Origin of the sequence: Acinetobacter sp. SWAC5, assembly GCF_003419885.1 — a bacterium.
Lineage (GTDB): Bacteria > Pseudomonadota > Gammaproteobacteria > Pseudomonadales > Moraxellaceae > Acinetobacter > Acinetobacter cumulans.
Window position 1 is genome coordinate 21112 of the sequence record NZ_QUWR01000026.1, and the last position, 20216, is coordinate 41327.

Genomic DNA, 20216 nt, shown 5'->3' on the forward strand with positions numbered 1-20216 from the left:
TTACCAATCGTTATGTGCATCATTATTTTGTACGCCCAACATTTCTTGGACATTTTCTAACGGATTTTCATTTTTAATGACTTGGGTTAGCCATTCATGTAATGGCATTTGGCCCCATTTAATAGTTTTTTGTAGCATATAGCTAACAGGGCTATGAGGCTCATTGACTTGGAAATAATCCGAAATTTCTTGTAATAAACGCATCGCTTGATCACGATTTGCCAAATGACTTTTTTGTTGTGGTTGAAAAGTAGTTGTACTATGTTCAACATGCATATTGGTAGCCTGTTCTACATGGGGTGTTGTAACATTCATCGGTGTATCAATAGGGGGGGATGGACTGCTTTTATTTTGTTCAGTAGATTGTAAAAAAGCCTCGGCTTTATAAATTTTCTTTAAGTTCAAATGAATACTTTCAATTTGGGAGTCAATTCCAGCAAAACTTGGAGCATCTAATCCCATTAGTTGATCCATCGTATCTTTTAACAATTGCCACTGCGTTAGTGTTTCTAAAAAAGCCTGATAGTTTTGATATTGAATGCTTTTGGATGTATTGAAAAGCGCGTGATCAAATTGCTCCATTAAATTAACGGGATTTTCTTGATCTTCATCTTCTGTATTTAATTTACGTTTTTGATTTTGTTGATGCAAAAAAGATTCGTAGTCAGAAAGGGTGTAGTACGGCGAAACATTTACCACTGGAATACTTTTGCATAATGTCGGTAAAAGATTAATAAATCCTTGCAATAAACCTAAGCGTTGATCTAAATCTTCATCTTCAATTTCGGGAAATAGCTGAAACCAATAGCTATTTAAACTCTGTTGCATTAGAGCGAGGCTTTTATGTAGGCCATCAAAACCATATAAATGTGCCCATGCTTCCATTAACCACGTATAAAGGCGAATATCCTTGCTTTTTTCAGTAAGCAACTCAATGGTTTGTGATTGAACAAAGGACCAATCTGCTTGTTTTGGTTCAGCTACCCAATCACCTTGATCCAATAAAGGGTCATCTTGTGTTTTTGCCTTTTTTATTGCATGAAATTCATTAGAAAATGAATAATCCGTACCACAAGGCTGTTGCTCGCTAATGGGCTGTAATAGGGTTTCGAGTTCTACACTCATAATTTGCCTTTATTTTTTCTGATTCTATTTAAACTATCTATTTGGCAAGAAGTAATTATAAATATCACTCCTAGCCACATTGGGGTCAAAAGTGTTTATTTAATACTTTCAACTTCTGATTTTTTGCTTTTTTTAGGTTTTACTTTCTTTGTTGTCTTCACATCTGCTACGGGATCAAGTAAATAGATAATCTCATCATCTTTCACATGAATTTCGATATGCTTAGGAATATTATTTTCACTCATAGCAACCAAAATTTTCGTTGCTAATGCAGGTAAAATAGTTGCATTCAAAATGTTATCTACATTACGTGCACCACTATCTACTTCAGTACAGCGACTTAAAAGTAATTCAATTAACTCATCGGTATAAGTTACTTGTGTTGCATATTGTTTTTCTAAGCGTGCCGTAATTTTGCCTAATTTATGATGAATAATACGAACCAGTAAATCATCAGACAATGGATAATAAGGCACAATTCGCATACGACCTAAAAATGCAGGTTTAAATTGTTTGTATAAACTTGGCTTAAGTTGCTCAAGTAATGCTTCTGCTGTAGGCCATTCTTCTATAGGTGCATTTAAGCAAGCTTGCATGATGGCACTTGAGCCTGTATTTGATGTAAGCAATATCGTTGTGTTTTTAAAATCAATCACACGACCTTCACCATCTTCGAGTGTCCCTTTATCAAAGACTTGATAAAATAATTCTTGAACATCGTTGTGTGCTTTTTCAATTTCATCGAGTAATACAACTGCATAAGGATTACGGCGCACGGCTTCGGTTAATACACCGCCTTGTCCATAACCCACATAACCAGGAGGTGCACCTTTTAATGAAGATACCGTATGTGCTTCTTGGTATTCGGACATGTTAATGGTGATTAGGTGTGATTCTCCACCATAAAGTTCATTAGCTAAAGCCAATGCAGTTTCTGTTTTACCAACACCACTTGGACCCACGAGCATAAACACACCTTGTGGTTTATTTGGATCTTCAAGCTTAGCTTTCGATGTCTTAATGCCTTGAACGAGTTGATGAAGGGCATAGTCTTGACCCATGACACGTTGTTCAAGTTTTTCTTCTAAAGTTAATATTTGTTTAATTTCATCATTGACCATTTTGCCAACAGGAATGCCAGTCCAATCGGAAATAATTTCATTAATGATTTGAGCATTTACACGTTCAAAGACCAATGGTGTTTGGCCTTGGCTTGCTTTAAGTTGTTCACGTAAGCTTGCAAGTTTTTGAATTTCTGTTTCGTCAGTTAAATCATTTATTTCAAGTTGCTGAATTTCTCGAACCCATTGTAGTTCTTGCATCCATTGAGTTTTAACCTGCTCAATTTCAGATGCTAAGAGCGACAATTGAGCTTTTAAAGCATCTAAGCGTTCATGATGAATTGGGATGTTTTTATGTTCATTTTCTAAAATGCTTAATTCAAGATTTAAATTGTGCTGTTTCGCTAGTAACTGATCCAATTTAACAGGTTGAGCATTTTGTGTTAGGGCAACCCGTGCTGCTGCGGTATCTAAAACGCTAATGGCTTTATCTGGGAGTTGACGCCCAGTAATATAACGGTGTGAAGCATGAACAGCAGTGACAATGGCTTCATCATCAATTTGCAAATTAAAATGTTGTGCCATGACTGGAATCATAGCCCGCAACATATCAATCGCAACTTCTTCGGTAGGTTCTTCAACTTTTACTACTTGGAAACGACGACTCAAAGCCGCGTCTTTTTCGAAATATTGTTTGTATTCAGCCCAAGTTGTTGCAGCGATAGTTCGTAATTCACCACGTGCTAATGCAGGTTTAAGTAAATTGGCTGCATCATTTTGTCCAGCTTGGCCACCAGCGCCAATTAATGTATGAGCTTCATCAATAAACAGAATAATAGGGTGTACTGAAGCCTGAACTTCTTGAATCACAAGTTTTAAACGATTTTCAAATTCACCTTTGACACTTGCACCAGCTTGTAACAAGCCCATATCTAATACATGCAATTGCACATTTTTTAGAGCATCTGGAACTTGGTTGTTTGCAATTTTTAAAGCCAAACCTTCAACTACAGCAGTTTTACCAACACCAGGTTCCCCAGTTAAAATGGGGTTGTTTTGACGACGGCGCATTAAAATATCGAGCATTAAGCGAATTTCAAATTCACGGCCTATGACTGGATCGATACCACCGCTTTTAGCCTTTTCAGTGAGGTTAATGGTAAATTGGTCTAAAGCAGGTGTTTTTGCAACTGGTGTGCTCATGACAGTTGAGTCTTCGTGTTCAGTATTTAAATTTTGAACTTGAAATTCATTTTCAACACTTTCATGGCATACATCTAAAAATTTATGCTTCATGGTGTCGATAGGGAAGCGTTCAAATAAGTATGAAGCACGCGCTGCAATTTGATACAAATCAGGTGCAGTCAATAAGGCTACCAATAAGTGACCACTACGAATAATAGGATTTTGTTCTGCTGATGCTAATAACCAAGCTTGTTCTAATAACCGTACAATGGATTGTGCGAAAATTGGTGTACGGGCATTGCCCTTAGGGAGTTGTGTAATACTTTCTTTTAAATCTTGACTTAGGCCATCACGCTCAATTTTGTACTTTTCAGTTAAATAATAAAGATCATTTTTTATATTTGATTGTAGTAATTCTAGAAAAAAATGTTCAATTTCGATCTCATAATTTTGTTGCGATATGCAAGTATTTGCCGATTTCTCGAGACAAATACGCGCATGAGGTGACAATTTTGTGATTAAAATTTTTAAATTATTCATAATTTTCTCAATTTTTAGACACACTTCAGCATATTAAAATTGGGTTTTGCTGAGGTACCTGATTCTAGCTGTTTTTAGTATTTTGTTTTAAATCAATTGTTTATATTAAACAAATCAAAACTATGTTGGATATTTTACATAATTTTTTAAAAAAACAAAGATAATTCCATTGCATGTTAAGACTTAAATACAAAATTATTCAAGAGAAACTGACAAAAATTGTTAATTATTTTCTATTTTTGTATTGACTTCATAGCTAGTTCTTTTGTTAGAATTGTTGGCATATTTTTTAATCAAGAATAATTGAGAGTATGATTGCAAGAAATTTGTGATCAATCTCACATGAATAATATTATATAAATTAAAATTAATACCAAGATAGAGGCTATTTTGAATAAGTATAATCTCATTTTAACGTTTGTCCTTACGGCAAGCTTAATGCAATTCAGCTTTGCAAAAGATCAGACGCAAGAAATCAGTAAATCTTGTTTAAAAGATTATCCGGTTGCTGCGGGTGATACAGATGCTGAACTCATTAATTTTTACAACCAACTTTGTGATAAAGGCAATCGAAAAAATGATGTTTTAAAACAAGAACTATCATTAAAAATTGCACAGCGCTATCAAGGTCTAGGTTATAACTTAAAAGCATTAGAAGTGATCAATCAATTGCGTAGCCAAAATGTGAGCTCACGTGAATTAACCGATGTAACATTTTTGGCTGGTGTAAGTATTGCTCAAAATGCGCTAAATCAAATGCGTTCAACAGAATTACGCTCTTTAACTGAAACGAGTTATGCACCTGCAAAACAACTCGCGGAAACCATTCGCTTTGCTCAGCCGACAGTTGAAAAGCCATTAGAATCTGAAGATGAAAGTTTTAAGAGCAAATCAAATAAGTCATCGAAGTCTTCCTTAAAATCAACGACACAATCGAAAAGAAATAAAAGCACTGTATCCGCAGATAAACCTTCAAAACCTAAAACCGTTGCAAAAACTACTGCAACTGTAAAAAAAGAACAACCCGCTGTTAAATCAGCACCTGCTCATTCTGGCTCATCTCCATTTGCGTCATTAAATAAATAAAAAAATAGGAAATTAAATTATGTCAAAGCGTGAAAGCGTTCAAAAAAAATTACAACGTATACGTCCGCCGCGTGTACAGCTCACTTACGATGTTGAAGTAGGTGATGGTAAAGAAGTAAAAGAATTACCTTTTGTTGTTGGTGTATTAGGTGACTTTTCTGCAGCTTCAGAAGTGGAAAAGACCAAGCTGAAAGATAAAAAGTTTATTAATGTTGATTTAGACAATATTGATGAAGTAATGGAATCTTTAGCACCACGTGCAAGCTTTCAAGTCGAAAATACATTGACTGAAGAAGGTGGCAAAATTGGTGTAGATTTGACCTTTACCAGCATGGCAGATTTTACTCCTGAGCATATTGTACAAAATGTAGACCCGCTTCGTAAGCTTGTGGAAGCGCGTGAGCGTTTAACTGATTTGCGTAATAAAATTTCAAATAATGAACGACTTGAAGATCTATTAGATGATGTTTTAAAAAATACAGATCAAGTACGTAAATTAAGTGCGGAGGTTGAAAGTGAATAATTTTAATACCGCTACAGCATCTGTTGCAGAAGTTGAAAACTATTCTTTACTTGATTCAATTGTTGAGCAAAGTCGTATTGCACGTAATGATCAAGAACATGACCGTGCAAAAAGCCTGATTGGCGAATTAGCCAAAGAAGTGATGGCTGGTACAATTACTGTGTCTGAAAATATGTCACTTTCAATTGATAAGCGTATTGCAGAGATTGATGCATTAATTTCACAACAATTAAGCAAAATTATGCACCATGCAGAGTTTCAAAAAATTGAATCAACTTGGCGTGGTTTATACTATTTTTGTCAAGAAACACCTTCAAACTCTTTAATTAAAATTCGTATGTTGAATACAACAAAAAAAGAATTGGTTAAAGATTTCCAAGGTGCTACAGATTTCGATCAAAGTACTTTATTCAAAAAAATCTACGAAGAAGAGTATGGTTCATTTGGTGGTGCACCTTATGCAACTTTAATTGGTGACTTCGAATTTGATCGTACACCTTCTGATATGTATTTATTAGAACAAATCTCACATGTGGCAGCAGCAGCACACGCACCATTTATTTCAGCAACGTCTTCAGACATGTTTGGTCTAGAGTCATTTACAGATATAGATCGTCCTCGTGATGTGAGTAAAATTTTTGAAACTGCTGAATATGTTCAATGGCGTTCCTTCCGTGAAAGTGATGATGCGCGCTATGTTGCGTTAACCATGCCACGTGTATTAGGTCGTTTGCCTTATCATCCTAAAGAAGGCACCGCAACGGAAGGCTTTAATTACGTTGAAGAAGTGTCTGGTGAAAACCACAATGAATATTTATGGATGAATGCCGCGTATGCCTTTGGTACACGTTTAACCAATGCCTTTGATCAGCATGGTTGGTGTGCAGCAATTCGTGGTGTTGAAGGTGGCGGTTTGGTTGAAGGTTTACCTGTTCATACCTTTAAAACCAATGATGGTGAAGTTGTATTTAAATGCCCAACAGAAATTGCAATTACAGATCGTCGTGAAAAAGAGTTAAGCGACCTCGGTTTTATTCCATTGGTACACTGTAAAAATACGGACTATGCGGCATTTTTTGGCGCACAATCAACGCAAAAACCAAAAAAATATGACAGCGATACGGCGAATGCCAATTCAGCATTATCAAGTCAAATTCAGTACATTATGGCTGTATCACGCATTGCACATTATTTAAAAGCAATGATGCGTGACAAAGTCGGTAGTTTTGCATCTGCAGGTAATGTAGAAGCCTTTTTAAACAGTTGGCTCTCACAATATGTGTTATTAGATGATGGCGCTTCTCAAGAAGCCAAAGCTCAATATCCATTGCGTGAAGCTTCTGTAAAAGTTGTAGAAAACCCAGCTGAACCGGGTCACTACAAATCTGTGGTCTTTTTAAGACCGCATTTCCAGTTGGATGAGTTGTCAGTTTCATTGCGACTTGTTACTGAACTTCCTCAGTCTTCAAATTAATTTTTGATGCAACACTATAATAACTTTAAATAAATAGGAAAATTAAAAATGAAAGATATATACGTACAGTTTCGTGGCAAATACAAAATTGATGGTGAGTCGCGTGATACTGAACATAAAAACTGGCTCGAAGTTAATTCATGGTCACACAATATCCGTCAACCTAAATCAGCAACATCTTCAAGTGTTGGTGGCCATACAGCTGAACGTGTAGAACATTCAGACATGATTTTCGTAAAAGACTTAGATGCAACGAGTCCAAAATTATGGGAAGCATGTTCTGCTGGTTATACTTTTGATGAAGTTCAAATCGATTTCTATCGTGCGAATGGAGACAAACGTATTAAATATCTTCAAATTAAATTGAAACATGTTTTAGTTTCAAGTGTTACACCAAGCGTAAATGATGAAGGTGTTCCGCACGAAGCATTTGGTTTGAAATATGCTGCTGTTGAATGGACATACAACCAACAAGATATTAACGGTACGCAAAAAGGTGCTGTTACTAAGAAGTGGTCATTGTCTAATAACACTGCATCATACGCTGCATAATATTTTTAAAAGTAGGGGTTGGCGTCAGCCAGCCTCTATCATTTTGTTATTTAATATATTTGTAAATACATAAGAATGAAATGAATCTAGATCAACTTTATCCTTTTGGATTTCGAACAACTTTGTTCGATCGCATGCTACCTAACGACCAACAAGCGCAAAGTGGCTTGTCATTAAGTGAACTACGTGAATCCGTTGCATCTGATTTAGAAGATTTACTGAATAGTCGAATGGCGAATTTTGGTGAGTTAATTGAGGATTTTCCTTTGGCTAAAAAGTCAATTTTGCAATTTGGCATTATCGATTTTGTTGGTCTGTCAACTGCAAACCCAACAGATTGTGACAAAATTTGCCAATCCATTGAAAAGTCAATTGCCGCACATGAGCCTCGTTTAAAGCAAATTAAGGTTGAAATGTTGATGGAAGGCAACAATATGGGGGCGCTGTGCTTAAGTATTCAAGCATTTTTAAATATTCATCCTTTATATGAGCCAGTTGTGTTTGATGCTTTATTAAAACCGACCACACAACAATATGTTATTTCCTCTAAAAGCTAAGTGAGTTATCCGTGATTGAAGAGCTACTCCCATATTATGAAAAACAATTACAGGAATTTGCACAGCAATCGCGTGATTTTTCAAACAAATATCCAAAAATTGCACAACGCTTATCTTTAAATCAAGAACAAATTGATGATCCACATATCGAACGTCTTATCCAAGCTTTTTCTTTGGTGGCTGCACGTATTGATAAAAAGCTAGATGATAGCTATGAGGTTTTTACACGCTCTATTTATGAGGTCATGTTTCCTCAATATCTTAAGCCTTTTCCAGCAAGTTCTGTGGTGTCATTTGAAGATATCAATAAAATAAAAACATTGACTGAATTACATTTCATTCCTAGATCGACTATTTTAAAAGCGAAAAGTGTTCGTGGTGTTCAATGTGAGTATGCAACCTCATACGATACGGCGATTATGCCAATTGCACTACAAAGTGTACATTTTAAGACGCATCCAACAGCACAAATGCATGTAAATCATAATGCGACTTTAAGCTTTGTCTTTGATATTTTTAATAAAAGCCATCGTTTACTAGAACAACAACACCTGCCTATTTACTTAGATGCTATTTCGCATTTTCCATTGCAAGTGCTCGACCATATTTTTAGAAAAGGAACGCATTTTAGTATTAAAGCAGGTCAAGAAAGTTATGATATTGCTAATCCTTTTAGCTTAATGGGTTTTGATGAGGCTGATGGAATATTACCGTTAGATCAGCATACGCATCATGCTTATCGTTTACTCATGGAATATTTTTGCTTTCCTGAAAAATTTAATTTTTTAAAACTTAATTTGAATGCTATCTCACATTTAGCTTTGGAACATTCTAGCTTTGAGTTGCAAATTCATTTTAAATTAAATTTAAATGACCAAGCTTCTATACGAAATTATTCAGAGTTAAGCACCGCTAATTTTAAATTATTTGCAACGCCAATTATCAATTTATTTAAAAAGCAGGCAGAACCACAAAAAATTAATCATAAGCGCATGGATTATCCATTGGTCACAGATGCGCATCATCCTGATTATTTTCAGGCGTATTCAATTTTAAAAATGAATATGGTCCGTGAAAAAAGTGCACAAGATGAAGTTATGCATCCTATTTTACCGTTCTTTGCGATGAGTCATTATCAGCATGATCAGGTCAAGTTTTTTTATAGCTTAAAAACTTCAGGTTTAAATAATAAATCACAAGAAATGAGTTATAGCATTATTTCTAAGTCATTGGATCCTGCGAGTACAAAATCTGATTTTATTAGTACTGAACTTTTGTGTACGAATCGTGATTTGCCTTATGAAAGTTATAACAAAGACCAAAATATATTAACGCTAAATGATAGTAGTTTGGCTCGACGTGCATTAATGCTGAAACGTCCAACACAACCTTTTTATTTTGAGCAAAATAAGCAAGAACAATGGCGAATTATTTCTCAGCTTTCATTAAATAATATGTCGTTAATGAAAGGGGATTCTGTTGCTCATATTAAAGAGCTTCTAGAGTTATATAACCTACCAAAGAGTAAAGAAAATCAATTAATTATAGATGCGATTAAAGAAATCGACTTTTCACTTGCGCAAAAATTAGTGAATAGCAAACCATTTCCATTATTTGTACGTGGTGTCAAAGTAAAAATAAGCTTGGATTTAGAGGTTTTTCGTGGGTTTAGTGCCTATATTTTTAGTCAGTTGTTAAGTCATGTCTTTAATTTAAGAGTTAATTTGAACAGTTTTGTTGATGTCGAAATATATGACGTACACACCCAACAGGAGATATACCAATGCGTGCAGAACGTTGGTGGCAAAATGCTTCTGTAATCCAAGGATTGTTTGATCAACCTCAAAGTTATGATTTTGTTCAGGCCGTACGCTTGCTTAGGCACGCACCTGTAAAAACGCAACAGCATTGGTCTTATGACTTTAACTTTCGAAGTTCTCTCAATTTAACATTTCCATTAACTGAAATTGAAAGTTTGAAGCTTGAGGATGAACAAGTCCATTTAACCAATTTAATTATTGGCCTAACGGGTATGCAAGGGGCTCTACCTTATAGCTATACCAATAAAATAAAGCTAAGTGGCCGGCATCAACGTGATGAAACTTTAAGTTTTTTATCGCTATTCAATCATAAGTTAACCGCACAATATGTTGATGCGAGTATTAACTATCAGCTACCGATCCGTTATGAAATTGAAAATGAAAATAGTTATTTAAATATTATTCATGCATTAGCAGGTTATGTCAGTGAACAGCATGCACAGCAAGAATTAGATGATTATTTTGCTGAATTTTCGGGTTTGATGCAGGGGCAAAACAATAATGCACATGCCTTAAAAACCATGTTGAACTGTATTTTTAGTCAACATTTCGATATTACAGAATTTATTTCTGAGAAATTTAATTTAGCACCTGATCAGCAAACTTGTCTGGGGGGGACGCATGATTTTATGCTGGGAATAAATACATTTTGTGGCAGTACAGTTCGTCAAATTGATGAAAAAATTGAAATTGTGATCGGGCCTTTGACACGTGAAGATTATCTAAGCTTTTTACCTCATCAAGAGCAAAGTATAAAACTAAAAAAAATTATTCAAACTTGGTGTACACCGACATTAACTGTAGATGTACGACTTATTTTAAAAAAACAAGAGATTCAGCCTTTGTGTTTGAGTGCAAATAGCCATTGCGGTTTATCTCAAGGGGCTTTTCTAATGCCTACACAACAGCAAGACAATGCTGAAACGTGTTATGCATTAATTGGTGGACAATAACAATGATTAAATTATTTCTTAGCACCTTGATTGGCTTAGTTATTTTAGTAAGTGCCTGTGTGATTTATTTTTGGCGTGATACTGCTTATGACCCATCTTCAATAGATTTAGGTCTATATTTTTTAGCTTTACCGTTAATGATCACGACTGTTATTTTTGCACCTGTCTTCATCATTAAAGCAATGAAGGCTCAAAAAGAAAAAAAGCAACTACAAGCTGAGCAAGAAGCTTTGCGTTATGAACAACAACAAATTGATGCCTTAGAACGTGAGCGTCCAAAAGAATTACCAAGTGAGCAATTTGAACTGCATATTTATTCTGCACATTCTTGGCATAGTTTTGGTGAAAATACTGAAATCATTGACAGTATTAAAGCGTTTAAAAGTCCTGAGCTGGACCAAAAACTTATGAATAGCTATGGTTTGCCTATTTTAAGTTATCGTATTCAGGACTTAGATGATTTGATTGATTCAACCTTAGATGAGGATGATCTGCCAGTCATGAGTATGAGAGAAAAACGGATCCATTCTTTAATACGTCAGCAATTTGAACAGCATGCTGAAACTTTAGCGATGGTTTCCAATCATTTAAAGCAATCAGCATTATTTTATGATAGTGAATTGGCTTACCAATACAAAATGCATCCAGGCTGGACGCAAGAAAATTTTGTAGATGATCATGAAGAAGATAAAACACCTGTACAGGAAGTGCCACGCTTAAATCGTTTTACTGTACATATTTTATTGGCTGAAAACTTAATTCACCAATGGAATGAGCAAAGTAAATTTGAACTTCAGGAAGCATTGAGCATTCAATATGCGATTTTGCCTGAGCAAATTCAGATTGAGCATCATTTTTTTAGTAGCCAAACAGCCTATAGTGAATGGACAAAATTACTCAAAGATGCCGCGAATACAGCCAATGAAGTGAAATTTTTAATTAGTGTAGATTCAGAAATTGATCAGGAATGTTTAGATGAACGCTTTTGGTTAAATGAGCAGTATATTGCCTCTGAATTTGTATCAAGTTGGTGTGTAGCGAATACATCGACAGTATTACTTGATTTACAACCGCTTACTACATTATGGTTGAGCGTGAATGAAAATAATTTTTCGAATTATTTAAAAAATAATCAATTAAATGAATTAGAGCAGTTTCAGCAAGAGCATCCCTTTGTATTGGTATTAGATGATGCGAACGATGTTAAAACAACCAAAACCTTACAGTGCGTATTTGAAGACACTGCGATAGATTTTCATCATTTTTTATATACAAAACAAAATCTTGGACATACACAAAATTTATCAAAAGTATTTGGTTTTATGCTGGGTATGCACCTGCCAGAAGAGATGATCAATATGATTTACAGTACCGAGCAAGATTCAACGTATGCTTTTTTCAAAGCTTATGAATTTGATCAGTCTGAAACAGTCATTACTCAAAATTAAGAAAGTATAAAGAGAATAACGTGAGCACATTATTTTATACCTTGCTTGGCTATGTGTGGCAGTATGTCACTAACCCCAAAGCAATGATGGCACTGTCAATATTTGTTGCTTTAATTGCAATGAATAATTCCGTACCGCCTAAGATTTTTTTGATTTTAGTCGCGATTTACATCATTGGCTTAATTATTTGGGGCATTTATGAGCTAGTTCAATATCGAAAAAATCGCCAACAAGGTGAAGAACTAGCCGAAGCTATTGCTAAAGATACAGAGTCTGAATACGGAAAACAAAAAGATAAAGAAGAATTGCAGTTAATTCATCAGCAAATGAAAGACTCAATTCAATTGATCCGTAAGTCTAAGCTTGGTGATAAAAAGGGCAATGCTGCTTTATATGAATTACCGTGGTACATGGTGATTGGCAATCCTGCAGCAGGTAAAAGTTCTGCAATTTACAATTCTGGTTTACGCTTTCCGTTTGAAGAAACACATCAAAAGATGGTGTCTTCGGGCTTAAGTGGGACACGAAATTGTGATTGGTTTTTTTCAACTGAAGGTGTATTGCTTGATACGGCGGGGCGTTATTCTGTTTATGCAGAAGACCATAATGAATGGTTAGGTTTTTTAGGCTTACTGAAAAAAAATCGTTCTAAAGCACCTGTAAATGGCCTAATTTTGGTCGTTAGTGTGGCGGAATTAGTAAGTCAAAGCCCAGAAAAAACCATTAAATTAGCAAAAAACTTGCGTGCACGAGTGCAAGATATTACCGAGCGCCTAGAAATTTTTGCACCTGTATATGTTGTTTTTTCTAAAATGGATTTGATTGCAGGATTTACTGAATTTTTTGAATGTTATGACAAAGATGAATTTGATCAAGTCTGGGGTGCAACTTTACCTTATGATCCAAATACATCAGATCAGGCGACTGAGTTATTTGAAAAACACTACGGTTTGTTATATGACGGTTTAAAGGGTGTAAGTACAACACATCTTAGTCGCCGCCATTCACAAAATATTTCGCCAAGTGTTATGACCTTTCCATTGGAATTTAAAACCTTAAAACCTGTTTTAAAAACCTTTATTGGCACATTATTTCAAGACAATCCCTATCAGTTTAAACCGGTTTTTCGTGGCTTCTATTTTACCAGTGCCTTACAAGAAGGTACGATTGAAAGCCCAATGACTGAGCAATTGGCGGAAGATTTTCACTTAATTCGCAGTGATGATACTAATTTTGGGGTACCGACCAATTCTATTTCTCAAGATCATGGTTATTTCTTAAAAGGGCTATTTTCAAATGTTATCTTAAAAGATAAAAACCTTGTAAAACAGCATATTAATCCTGCAAGAAAGCGTCAGCGCTTTATGTCATTTTTAGGCGCTTTAATTGCAGTTGCAATTATTTTGAGTGTTTGGGTGTGGTCATATCGAAATAACCAACAGTTAATTGCTGAAGTTCAAGCCGATTTAAATAAAGTCGTGCAAATGGAAAATAATGCTTCAGGAAATTTAGCAACACAAATGGATGCTTTGCTCATTCTACAAGGTCATTTACAACAACTTGATCATTTTGATGAGGATCGACCTTTAAAATACAGCTTCGGTTTGTATCAAGGGAATGCAGTGCGTGAAAAATTGAAGGCAGAATATTTGAAGGGCATCCAACAAATTGTACTTCAACCTGCACAACAGAACATGGCGCAATACTTACAACGTGTAAAAAGTAATGAAGCAACTTTGCGCGAAAATCATGTCAATGTGAAGTTAAATCAAGCTGTTCAAAGTAAGCAACCATATTTAGAACCCTCAGAGACCAGCCCACAAGATGCCTATAATGCTTTAAAAGCATATTTAATGTTAAGTAATCCTCAGTACAGAGAATCGAGTCACTTAAGCGATCAGGTGACGCGTTTTTGGCGTTCATGGTTGGACTCAAACCGTGGCCAAATGGAACGTGGTGACATGATTCAAAAAGCGGAGCAGATTTTATCTTATGCGATGACCTTGGCCAATGATCCGCTGTTTCCACGTATGGATTCTGACACACAATTGGTAGATCAAACACGACAAATCTTAATGTCAGTAAGTACAGGCATACCTGCACGAGATCGCGTATACAACGAAATTAAAATGCGTGGATCGGTTCGTTTTCCTGCACTAACGGTGAAACAAATCATTGGTGAAGCCGGTCAGTCTACAATGTTGGGTTCTTATGCCTTACCAGGGATATTTACTTATCAAGCTTGGGACAATTATGTAAAAGATGCCATCGAACAAGCGGCCAATAGCCCAACCGATTCTAAAGACTGGGTATTGAATATGAACCAATCAGATGATTTGACCTTTAGTGGCAGTCCTGAGCAAATTCGTAAACAGCTTACCGAGTTATATAAGCAAGAGTACATTGCTGAATGGCGTAAATTCTTAAATGCTACACATTATGCAAAAGGCAACAGTTTTGCACAGCAAGTTAAAATTATTGATGTGCTTGGCGAGCCTGAAAATTCACCAATTCGTATCGTGTTGAACCGCGTTGCGCAAGAAACCAGTTGGGATAATCCAGTCGTACAAGCAGAGTTAGCTGCACCTCAAAAAGGATTTATTGCATGGTTTAAACGTAAAGTACTCAGCCGTGATGAAACTAAAATTGCACAAAGCAATGCATCTACAGCTACACAAGGTGTGATCTCGAAAGAATTCCAAATGTTCTATCAATTGGTGCGCAAACGTGACGACTTACAAAACAAATCCTTACTCGATGAATATATGGCAAACCTAGGTCAAGTCCGCAGTAAGTTTAATGATTTGCGTAGTGCTGGTGACATAGGCCCAGCCAGTATGGCTTTGGTTAAACAAACCATTAACGACCAAACGTCGGTATTCAACATTACACAAAAATATGTTGATGAAAAAATGGCAGTGGGCTTGAAAGAAGCTGATCAACAGCAATTACAAAAACTTTTGATGGCACCATTAACACAGTCATTTGAAACTTTGGTAATCCCAGCACAAGATGAGTTAAATAAACTGTGGACGATTCAAGCTTATCAACCATTTGGCACCAATTTATCAAATAAATATCCATTTAAAGCTGGTGCAACTGTACAAGCAACAAGCAATGAAATTGGTCAAATTTTTGGTGAAAATGGCAGTATTGCACGCTTTGTAAAAGAGTATCTTGATCCACTGGTTATTCGCCGTGGTTATACCTTAACGTCTAAGACATGGAAAGATTTAGGTATTAGCTTAAATCCACAATTTGTGGCGAGCTTTCAAGCTTATGTTGCGCCAAGTAATGGTGTGGCAACGGGTGAACTAAACCAGAATTCATCAGCACCTGCAGCAACAAACCAATCTAATTTCCAATTCTACCCACAAGAAAATACGCAATTATTGTCTTACACCGTGGAAATTGATGGACAGCGCATGGTGTTTGAAAACGGGGTACAACAGTGGGTGAACTTCATTTGGCCAAATAAGGGCGCGATTCCAGGCGCACGTATTACAGCCATAGATTTAGAAGGCAAAACACATACGATTGTTGATGAACCTGGTGAATATGGTATTAACCGTTTAATTGAAGGGGCAACACGAACACAGTCGGGGAATACCTTTGAAATGTTGTGGCGTAGTAAAGAAGATCCAAAACTGTTTGTAAAAATGAATTTCCGCCTCATTAGTGGTAGCGGAACAGCTGGCATAGGTTCAAATCAGGGCTATAACGGAATGATTTTGGCCGATAAAGTTGTTACGAGTAAAGCAGTGCGTGTTGTGGCAGCACAAACAATAAATACAACACAAGCACCAGTAGCGGCATCTGCACCATCACCAGTACCGCAAGGTCAAACTGGGAGCGCGCCATGATGTATCTAAAATATGTAAACATGGATGTTTGAAGGGGAAAATAGCATGTACGAAGTCAAAACGACCCCTTTGTATTATGGAAAATGCCCAGCCCGAGGTGACTTTTTAAAGACACGCGGGCAGTATTCTCTCATACAATTGATCGATCAATGGATGACTGAAGCGCTTGAACATGCCATGCAAAATCAAGCGTTTCAGGAAAAATATGCGAACCTACCATCGTTGGACTTTTTTATTGCCAGTCCACAAGATAAAAGGTTTTTAGTTGCTAACTTAATTAGTAGTGAAGACAGTTCTGGTCGTCAATTTCCTATGGTGCTATGTCATCTGTTAGAAATTGATGATCCACAGGACAATATTCAATATGCACCATACCGTTATAAACAAACGCTCATTGATTTATATCAACGTAATCGAATTATGCGTTCTATTCGAGATCCAGATATTTTATTGGATAAATTGAGTAAATTAAGTGATGACATTCAAATTTTTGGTACAGATGAAACGGCTTCATTCTATGAACATCATACGGTACATTCGTTCGCCAAATTATTGCATTTAAGTACAGAGCAATTGGCTCAAAGCATGATTGCTCTGGGTTTACTATTACAACCTGTAATAAAACAAGGGACCTCGAAACTAAATAAAGTTCTGATTTTACCTATTAATAATATTAGTTATTGCTATGAAATTGCAGCTTTTTGGGTCAATTTGATCAGCAGGTTTGTGGCAAAGCAAAATGCCGAGCTACTCATTGGCATTTTACATAGCGATGCGCCTGTACTGTTATTTGGTTTCCAAGGTGCTGATATTCGTGCATTAAGTGATGTATTCACACAAAATATGCAAAGTGATCATTGGGTGTCGTTAACAGCTACTGAATGGATCGAGCCATATTTAGAGCAAAATGCAGGTTTAGCAACCTTGGAGCAAGGTTTGTGTGAGCGTCAAATGAGTTTGGCTCAAGCATTTAAGTTATTTAGACAAACTTTCATTGAAGTCTAGTGATCACAAAAAAGACCAAATTATGGGCATACTCTCATGAAGATAAATTCTAAAGTAATGAAAAACAATAAATTAATTAGGCAATGGTTGATGCTTATATCTACTTTAAGCCTCAGTTTTATAGCATTTGCACAAGAACCGATTATTGTGGAAGGCGCTGTACCAAATGAGATGGCCAAGCAGGAAATCTTAAATAAACTGTATACCACCTATGGGCGTGAAAATGTCGTCGATAAGATTCAAGTTAAGATGGTCACCGCGCCAAACGGGTGGAGTAGTAATGTCAGTGCCACCATTAATGATGATCTAAAAAAAGTGAAACAAGGTAGTTTAACTGTACGTGGTACACAGGTGAATTTAACAGGGAAAGTCACGAACCCCAATGATATACAGCCAGCAGCACAACGCTTACAAAGTTTAGTACCCAATTATAAAGTAAATGCTCAGTTGAGCGTAAATGCAGCTGAACAACAAATTATTGATGCAACACTCAAAAATCGAATTATTGAGTTTGAATCGGGCAGTGCTGTTTTAGCACCGTCAGGTACTCAAATTTTAGATGAAATGGCTGTAGCCTTAAATAAAGTGGGTGGAAAAAAGGTCAAAATTATTGGCCATACTGATAGTTCAGGAGATCCTGCTAAAAATTTAAGCTTAAGCCAAGAAAGAGCTGTTGCTGTTAAAAACTACCTTATTGGTAAAAACATTAATGCGGACAGTATGTCAACGGAAGGTTTAGGTTCGAATAAACCTGTTGCAGATAATACAACGCCTGAAGGCCGTAAGAAAAATCGTCGTATAGAATTTGAAGTACTATAAATTTCATACTTATTCGAATTAAAAAACCGTTCTAAAAACGGTTTTTTAAACAATTATGTAATGACATTTAAATTGCATTGTCATTATTTTGTAGATTTAAAGGTGATAAACATGAGGTTAATCTTGAATTCTGCGCCACGGTCGCGCAGATTCAATTTGGTATGCCAGCTCTATAAGTGTTTTTTCATCACCTAAATTGGCAGAAAATTGCATACCGATAGGCAAGTGGTATTCTTGAGTATAACTCATAGGCAATGAAATGGCTGGTGCACCTGCGATGTTTTGAATCGGGGTAAATGTTACATAATTTTGAATACGCTGAAATAGTTCATCAAACTCTAATTGCGGGGAAATATAGCCGAGTTTTGGCGTTGTATGTGCGAGTACAGGTGAAAGTAAGACATCATAATGTTGGAAAATTTGTTGGTATTGGCTTTGTATTTGTTTTAATCGATAGATAAATAAAGGTGTTTTATAAAAATTATTTTTATAGAGTTGGGCTAAACCACAGGTTAAATGATCTAATTTTTGACGTTCAAAATCACTTCCAAATAGTCTATTACCAAAAGTAAGTAACATAAAGGAAAGTAAGCCCCAGTAATGACTAAAATCATCTACAAAGTTTTGAGTAAAAGGCAGTTGATAATATTCAACATGATGGCCAAGAGATTCCAATAACTGAGCCGTTTCTTCTAAGCTTACCGTAGTTTCTAAATCAACATTGCCAGTAATTGATTGCTGTATAACACCAATGCGAAGCTTTCTATTTGTACTGTGCTCAATCTTTCCAATTTTAGGAAGTTTTGGATTCACATAACGTTGTTCCATGCCCGCAAAGAAATGTGCAGTATCCCGAACACTGCGTGTAACAACGCCTTCAGAAATAATATTAATTGGTAACATGCTGGCAGCATCACTATTATAAGTGCGACCACGTGTTGGTTTTAAGCCAATTAAACCACTGCAAGCTGCTGGAATTCTGATGGATCCACCACCATCATTTGCATGTGCAATAGGCACAACACCAGAGGCAACTAATGCTGCTGAGCCACCAGATGATGCACCACATGAATAATCTGTATGCCATGGGTTTTTTGTTGCGGAACCATCTTGGTATTCTGTGGTTGCATTTAAGCCAAATTCAGGCAAATTACTTTTACCTAAAACAATAAAACCTTGATCTAAAATCTGTTGGCTAATTTTAGGGTGTTTTTTTACAGCTGTACTATGGATTGCTTGAGAACCATGATGTGTAGGTAATCCTATGAAGTCTGTATTGTCTTTAAAGAAAAAAGGAACACCTGAAAAAATGCCTGTTGATGATTGATTTGAATTAATATTCTCTAATGCATTGTCAAAACGCTCTGATGCAATTGCATTAAGTTCTGGATTTACTTTTTTTGCGCGTAAAATAGATGCTTGAATAACTTCTTTTGAAGAAATTTCTTTATTTTTAATCAGTTGAGCAATTTTTACAGCATCAAAATCTTCTAAAACATCATTAGTGAAGCTGTGTACACGTTTAATTTGTGTATTTTGCATTATAAGTCCTTATTTTTTTAATATTTTAAATCCATTTTTATACTTTGACATAATGTATTGTCAAGTTGATTATATGCTGTGAAGGAAAAATAGGCAATGTAGTCAAATATGGTCAGTTTGATTAACTGACTCTATTTATAGGGAAAATTGCTACATGTAAGAGTAAAATTTTAAGACTATGGATCTTTACTTTATATAAGGGCATCAAATTATAAGGCTGTTAAAAACAACTATGCATTTTTAAAAGTAGAGGTTCAACATACTTAAAGAATCTAATGATAATTTTATGGAATTAGAATTTTACTTGCATAAATAGATAAATATTGAAAACTTCAATGTTGAAGCTCTATACATAATTTGTGAACCGTATTGGTACGTTAGAGATTTTATCTACGGCTAAGTTAAAAGTTCTATTATTTGTGAGGAATATAGTGAAAGTTGATATTAGCTTGATAGTGATATGATTGCTATTCACCAATTAAAATAGAGGTGGATCAGGAAATTTGAACAACACTTATAAGTGATATTTTGCTCCCCAAATGATGTTATAAACATCAATATATGGAGTATTTTATGACACGTAGACCAAGAAGAAATCATTCAAATGACTTTAAAGCTAAGGTAGCACTTGCTGCGATTAAAGCAGAAAAAACACTTGCTGAA

14 protein-coding genes are annotated in these 20216 nt (G+C 35.7%); 11 read left to right on the forward strand and 3 right to left on the reverse strand.

The annotated features are described in order from the left end of the window. Both tssA and tssH read right to left on the reverse strand, forming a co-directional pair. Positions 1 to 1125, reverse strand: a complete 1125-nt coding sequence (gene tssA / locus DYI81_RS15515) for a type VI secretion system protein TssA (RefSeq protein ID WP_117008039.1) — start codon at positions 1123 to 1125, stop codon at positions 1 to 3. Between the two features lie 95 nt (positions 1126 to 1220). Then, positions 1221 to 3914, reverse strand: coding sequence for a type VI secretion system ATPase TssH (gene tssH, locus DYI81_RS15520; protein ID WP_106986349.1), 2694 nt, complete (start codon positions 3912 to 3914; stop codon positions 1221 to 1223). A 387-nt stretch (positions 3915 to 4301) separates the two neighbouring features. On the opposite strand from tssH, the gene DYI81_RS15525 reads away from it, so the two are divergent. From DYI81_RS15525 to DYI81_RS15575, 11 genes are all read left to right on the forward strand, one after another. Continuing rightward, complete coding sequence (locus tag DYI81_RS15525) at positions 4302 to 4997, forward strand: hypothetical protein (RefSeq protein ID WP_227865771.1); 696 nt, start codon at positions 4302 to 4304, stop codon at positions 4995 to 4997. Positions 4998 to 5016: 19 nt separating this feature from the next. Beyond that, positions 5017 to 5520 carry a type VI secretion system contractile sheath small subunit gene (gene tssB / locus DYI81_RS15530; RefSeq protein ID WP_106986323.1) on the forward strand — a complete coding sequence of 168 codons (504 nt, stop codon included), beginning with the start codon at positions 5017 to 5019 and terminating at the stop codon, positions 5518 to 5520. Further along, positions 5513 to 6994 (forward strand): type VI secretion system contractile sheath large subunit, encoded by a 1482-nt coding sequence (tssC, locus tag DYI81_RS15535; RefSeq protein WP_106986322.1) that lies wholly within the window; start codon positions 5513 to 5515, stop codon positions 6992 to 6994. Before tssB ends, tssC begins: the two co-directional genes overlap by 8 nt. A 48-nt stretch (positions 6995 to 7042) precedes the next feature. Continuing rightward, positions 7043 to 7546 carry a type VI secretion system tube protein Hcp gene (locus DYI81_RS15540; RefSeq protein WP_106986321.1) on the forward strand — a complete coding sequence of 168 codons (504 nt, stop codon included), beginning with the start codon at positions 7043 to 7045 and terminating at the stop codon, positions 7544 to 7546. Between the two features lie 80 nt (positions 7547 to 7626). Next, a complete protein-coding gene (gene tssE, locus DYI81_RS15545; protein ID WP_106986320.1) occupies positions 7627 to 8103 on the forward strand; it encodes a type VI secretion system baseplate subunit TssE in 477 nt (158 codons plus the stop codon). A gap of 11 nt (positions 8104 to 8114) precedes the next feature. Next, positions 8115 to 9923: a type VI secretion system baseplate subunit TssF gene (gene tssF, locus DYI81_RS15550; RefSeq protein ID WP_117008040.1), complete on the forward strand. Its 1809-nt coding sequence runs from the start codon at positions 8115 to 8117 to the stop codon at positions 9921 to 9923. Continuing rightward, entirely contained in the window at positions 9887 to 10876 is a 990-nt protein-coding gene (gene tssG / locus DYI81_RS15555) for a type VI secretion system baseplate subunit TssG (RefSeq protein ID WP_117008041.1), read from the forward strand. The genes tssF and tssG overlap by 37 nt, the downstream gene beginning before the upstream one ends. Positions 10877 to 10878: 2 nt before the next feature. Next, a complete protein-coding gene (locus DYI81_RS15560) occupies positions 10879 to 12324 on the forward strand; it encodes a hypothetical protein (RefSeq protein WP_117008042.1) in 1446 nt (481 codons plus the stop codon). Between the two features lie 20 nt (positions 12325 to 12344). Next, positions 12345 to 16187 (forward strand): type VI secretion system membrane subunit TssM, encoded by a 3843-nt coding sequence (gene tssM, locus DYI81_RS15565; RefSeq protein ID WP_117008043.1) that lies wholly within the window; start codon positions 12345 to 12347, stop codon positions 16185 to 16187. Between the two features lie 45 nt (positions 16188 to 16232). Next, entirely contained in the window at positions 16233 to 17192 is a 960-nt protein-coding gene (gene tagF, locus DYI81_RS15570; RefSeq protein WP_117008044.1) for a type VI secretion system-associated protein TagF, read from the forward strand. A gap of 36 nt (positions 17193 to 17228) precedes the next feature. Next, complete coding sequence (locus DYI81_RS15575; protein WP_117008045.1) at positions 17229 to 18011, forward strand: OmpA family protein; 783 nt, start codon at positions 17229 to 17231, stop codon at positions 18009 to 18011. A gap of 117 nt (positions 18012 to 18128) precedes the next feature. Here DYI81_RS15575 and DYI81_RS15580 read toward each other — a convergent pair whose 3' ends face one another. Beyond that, positions 18129 to 19553, reverse strand: coding sequence for an amidase (locus DYI81_RS15580; protein ID WP_117008046.1), 1425 nt, complete (start codon positions 19551 to 19553; stop codon positions 18129 to 18131). Between the last annotated feature and the right edge of the window lie 663 nt (positions 19554 to 20216).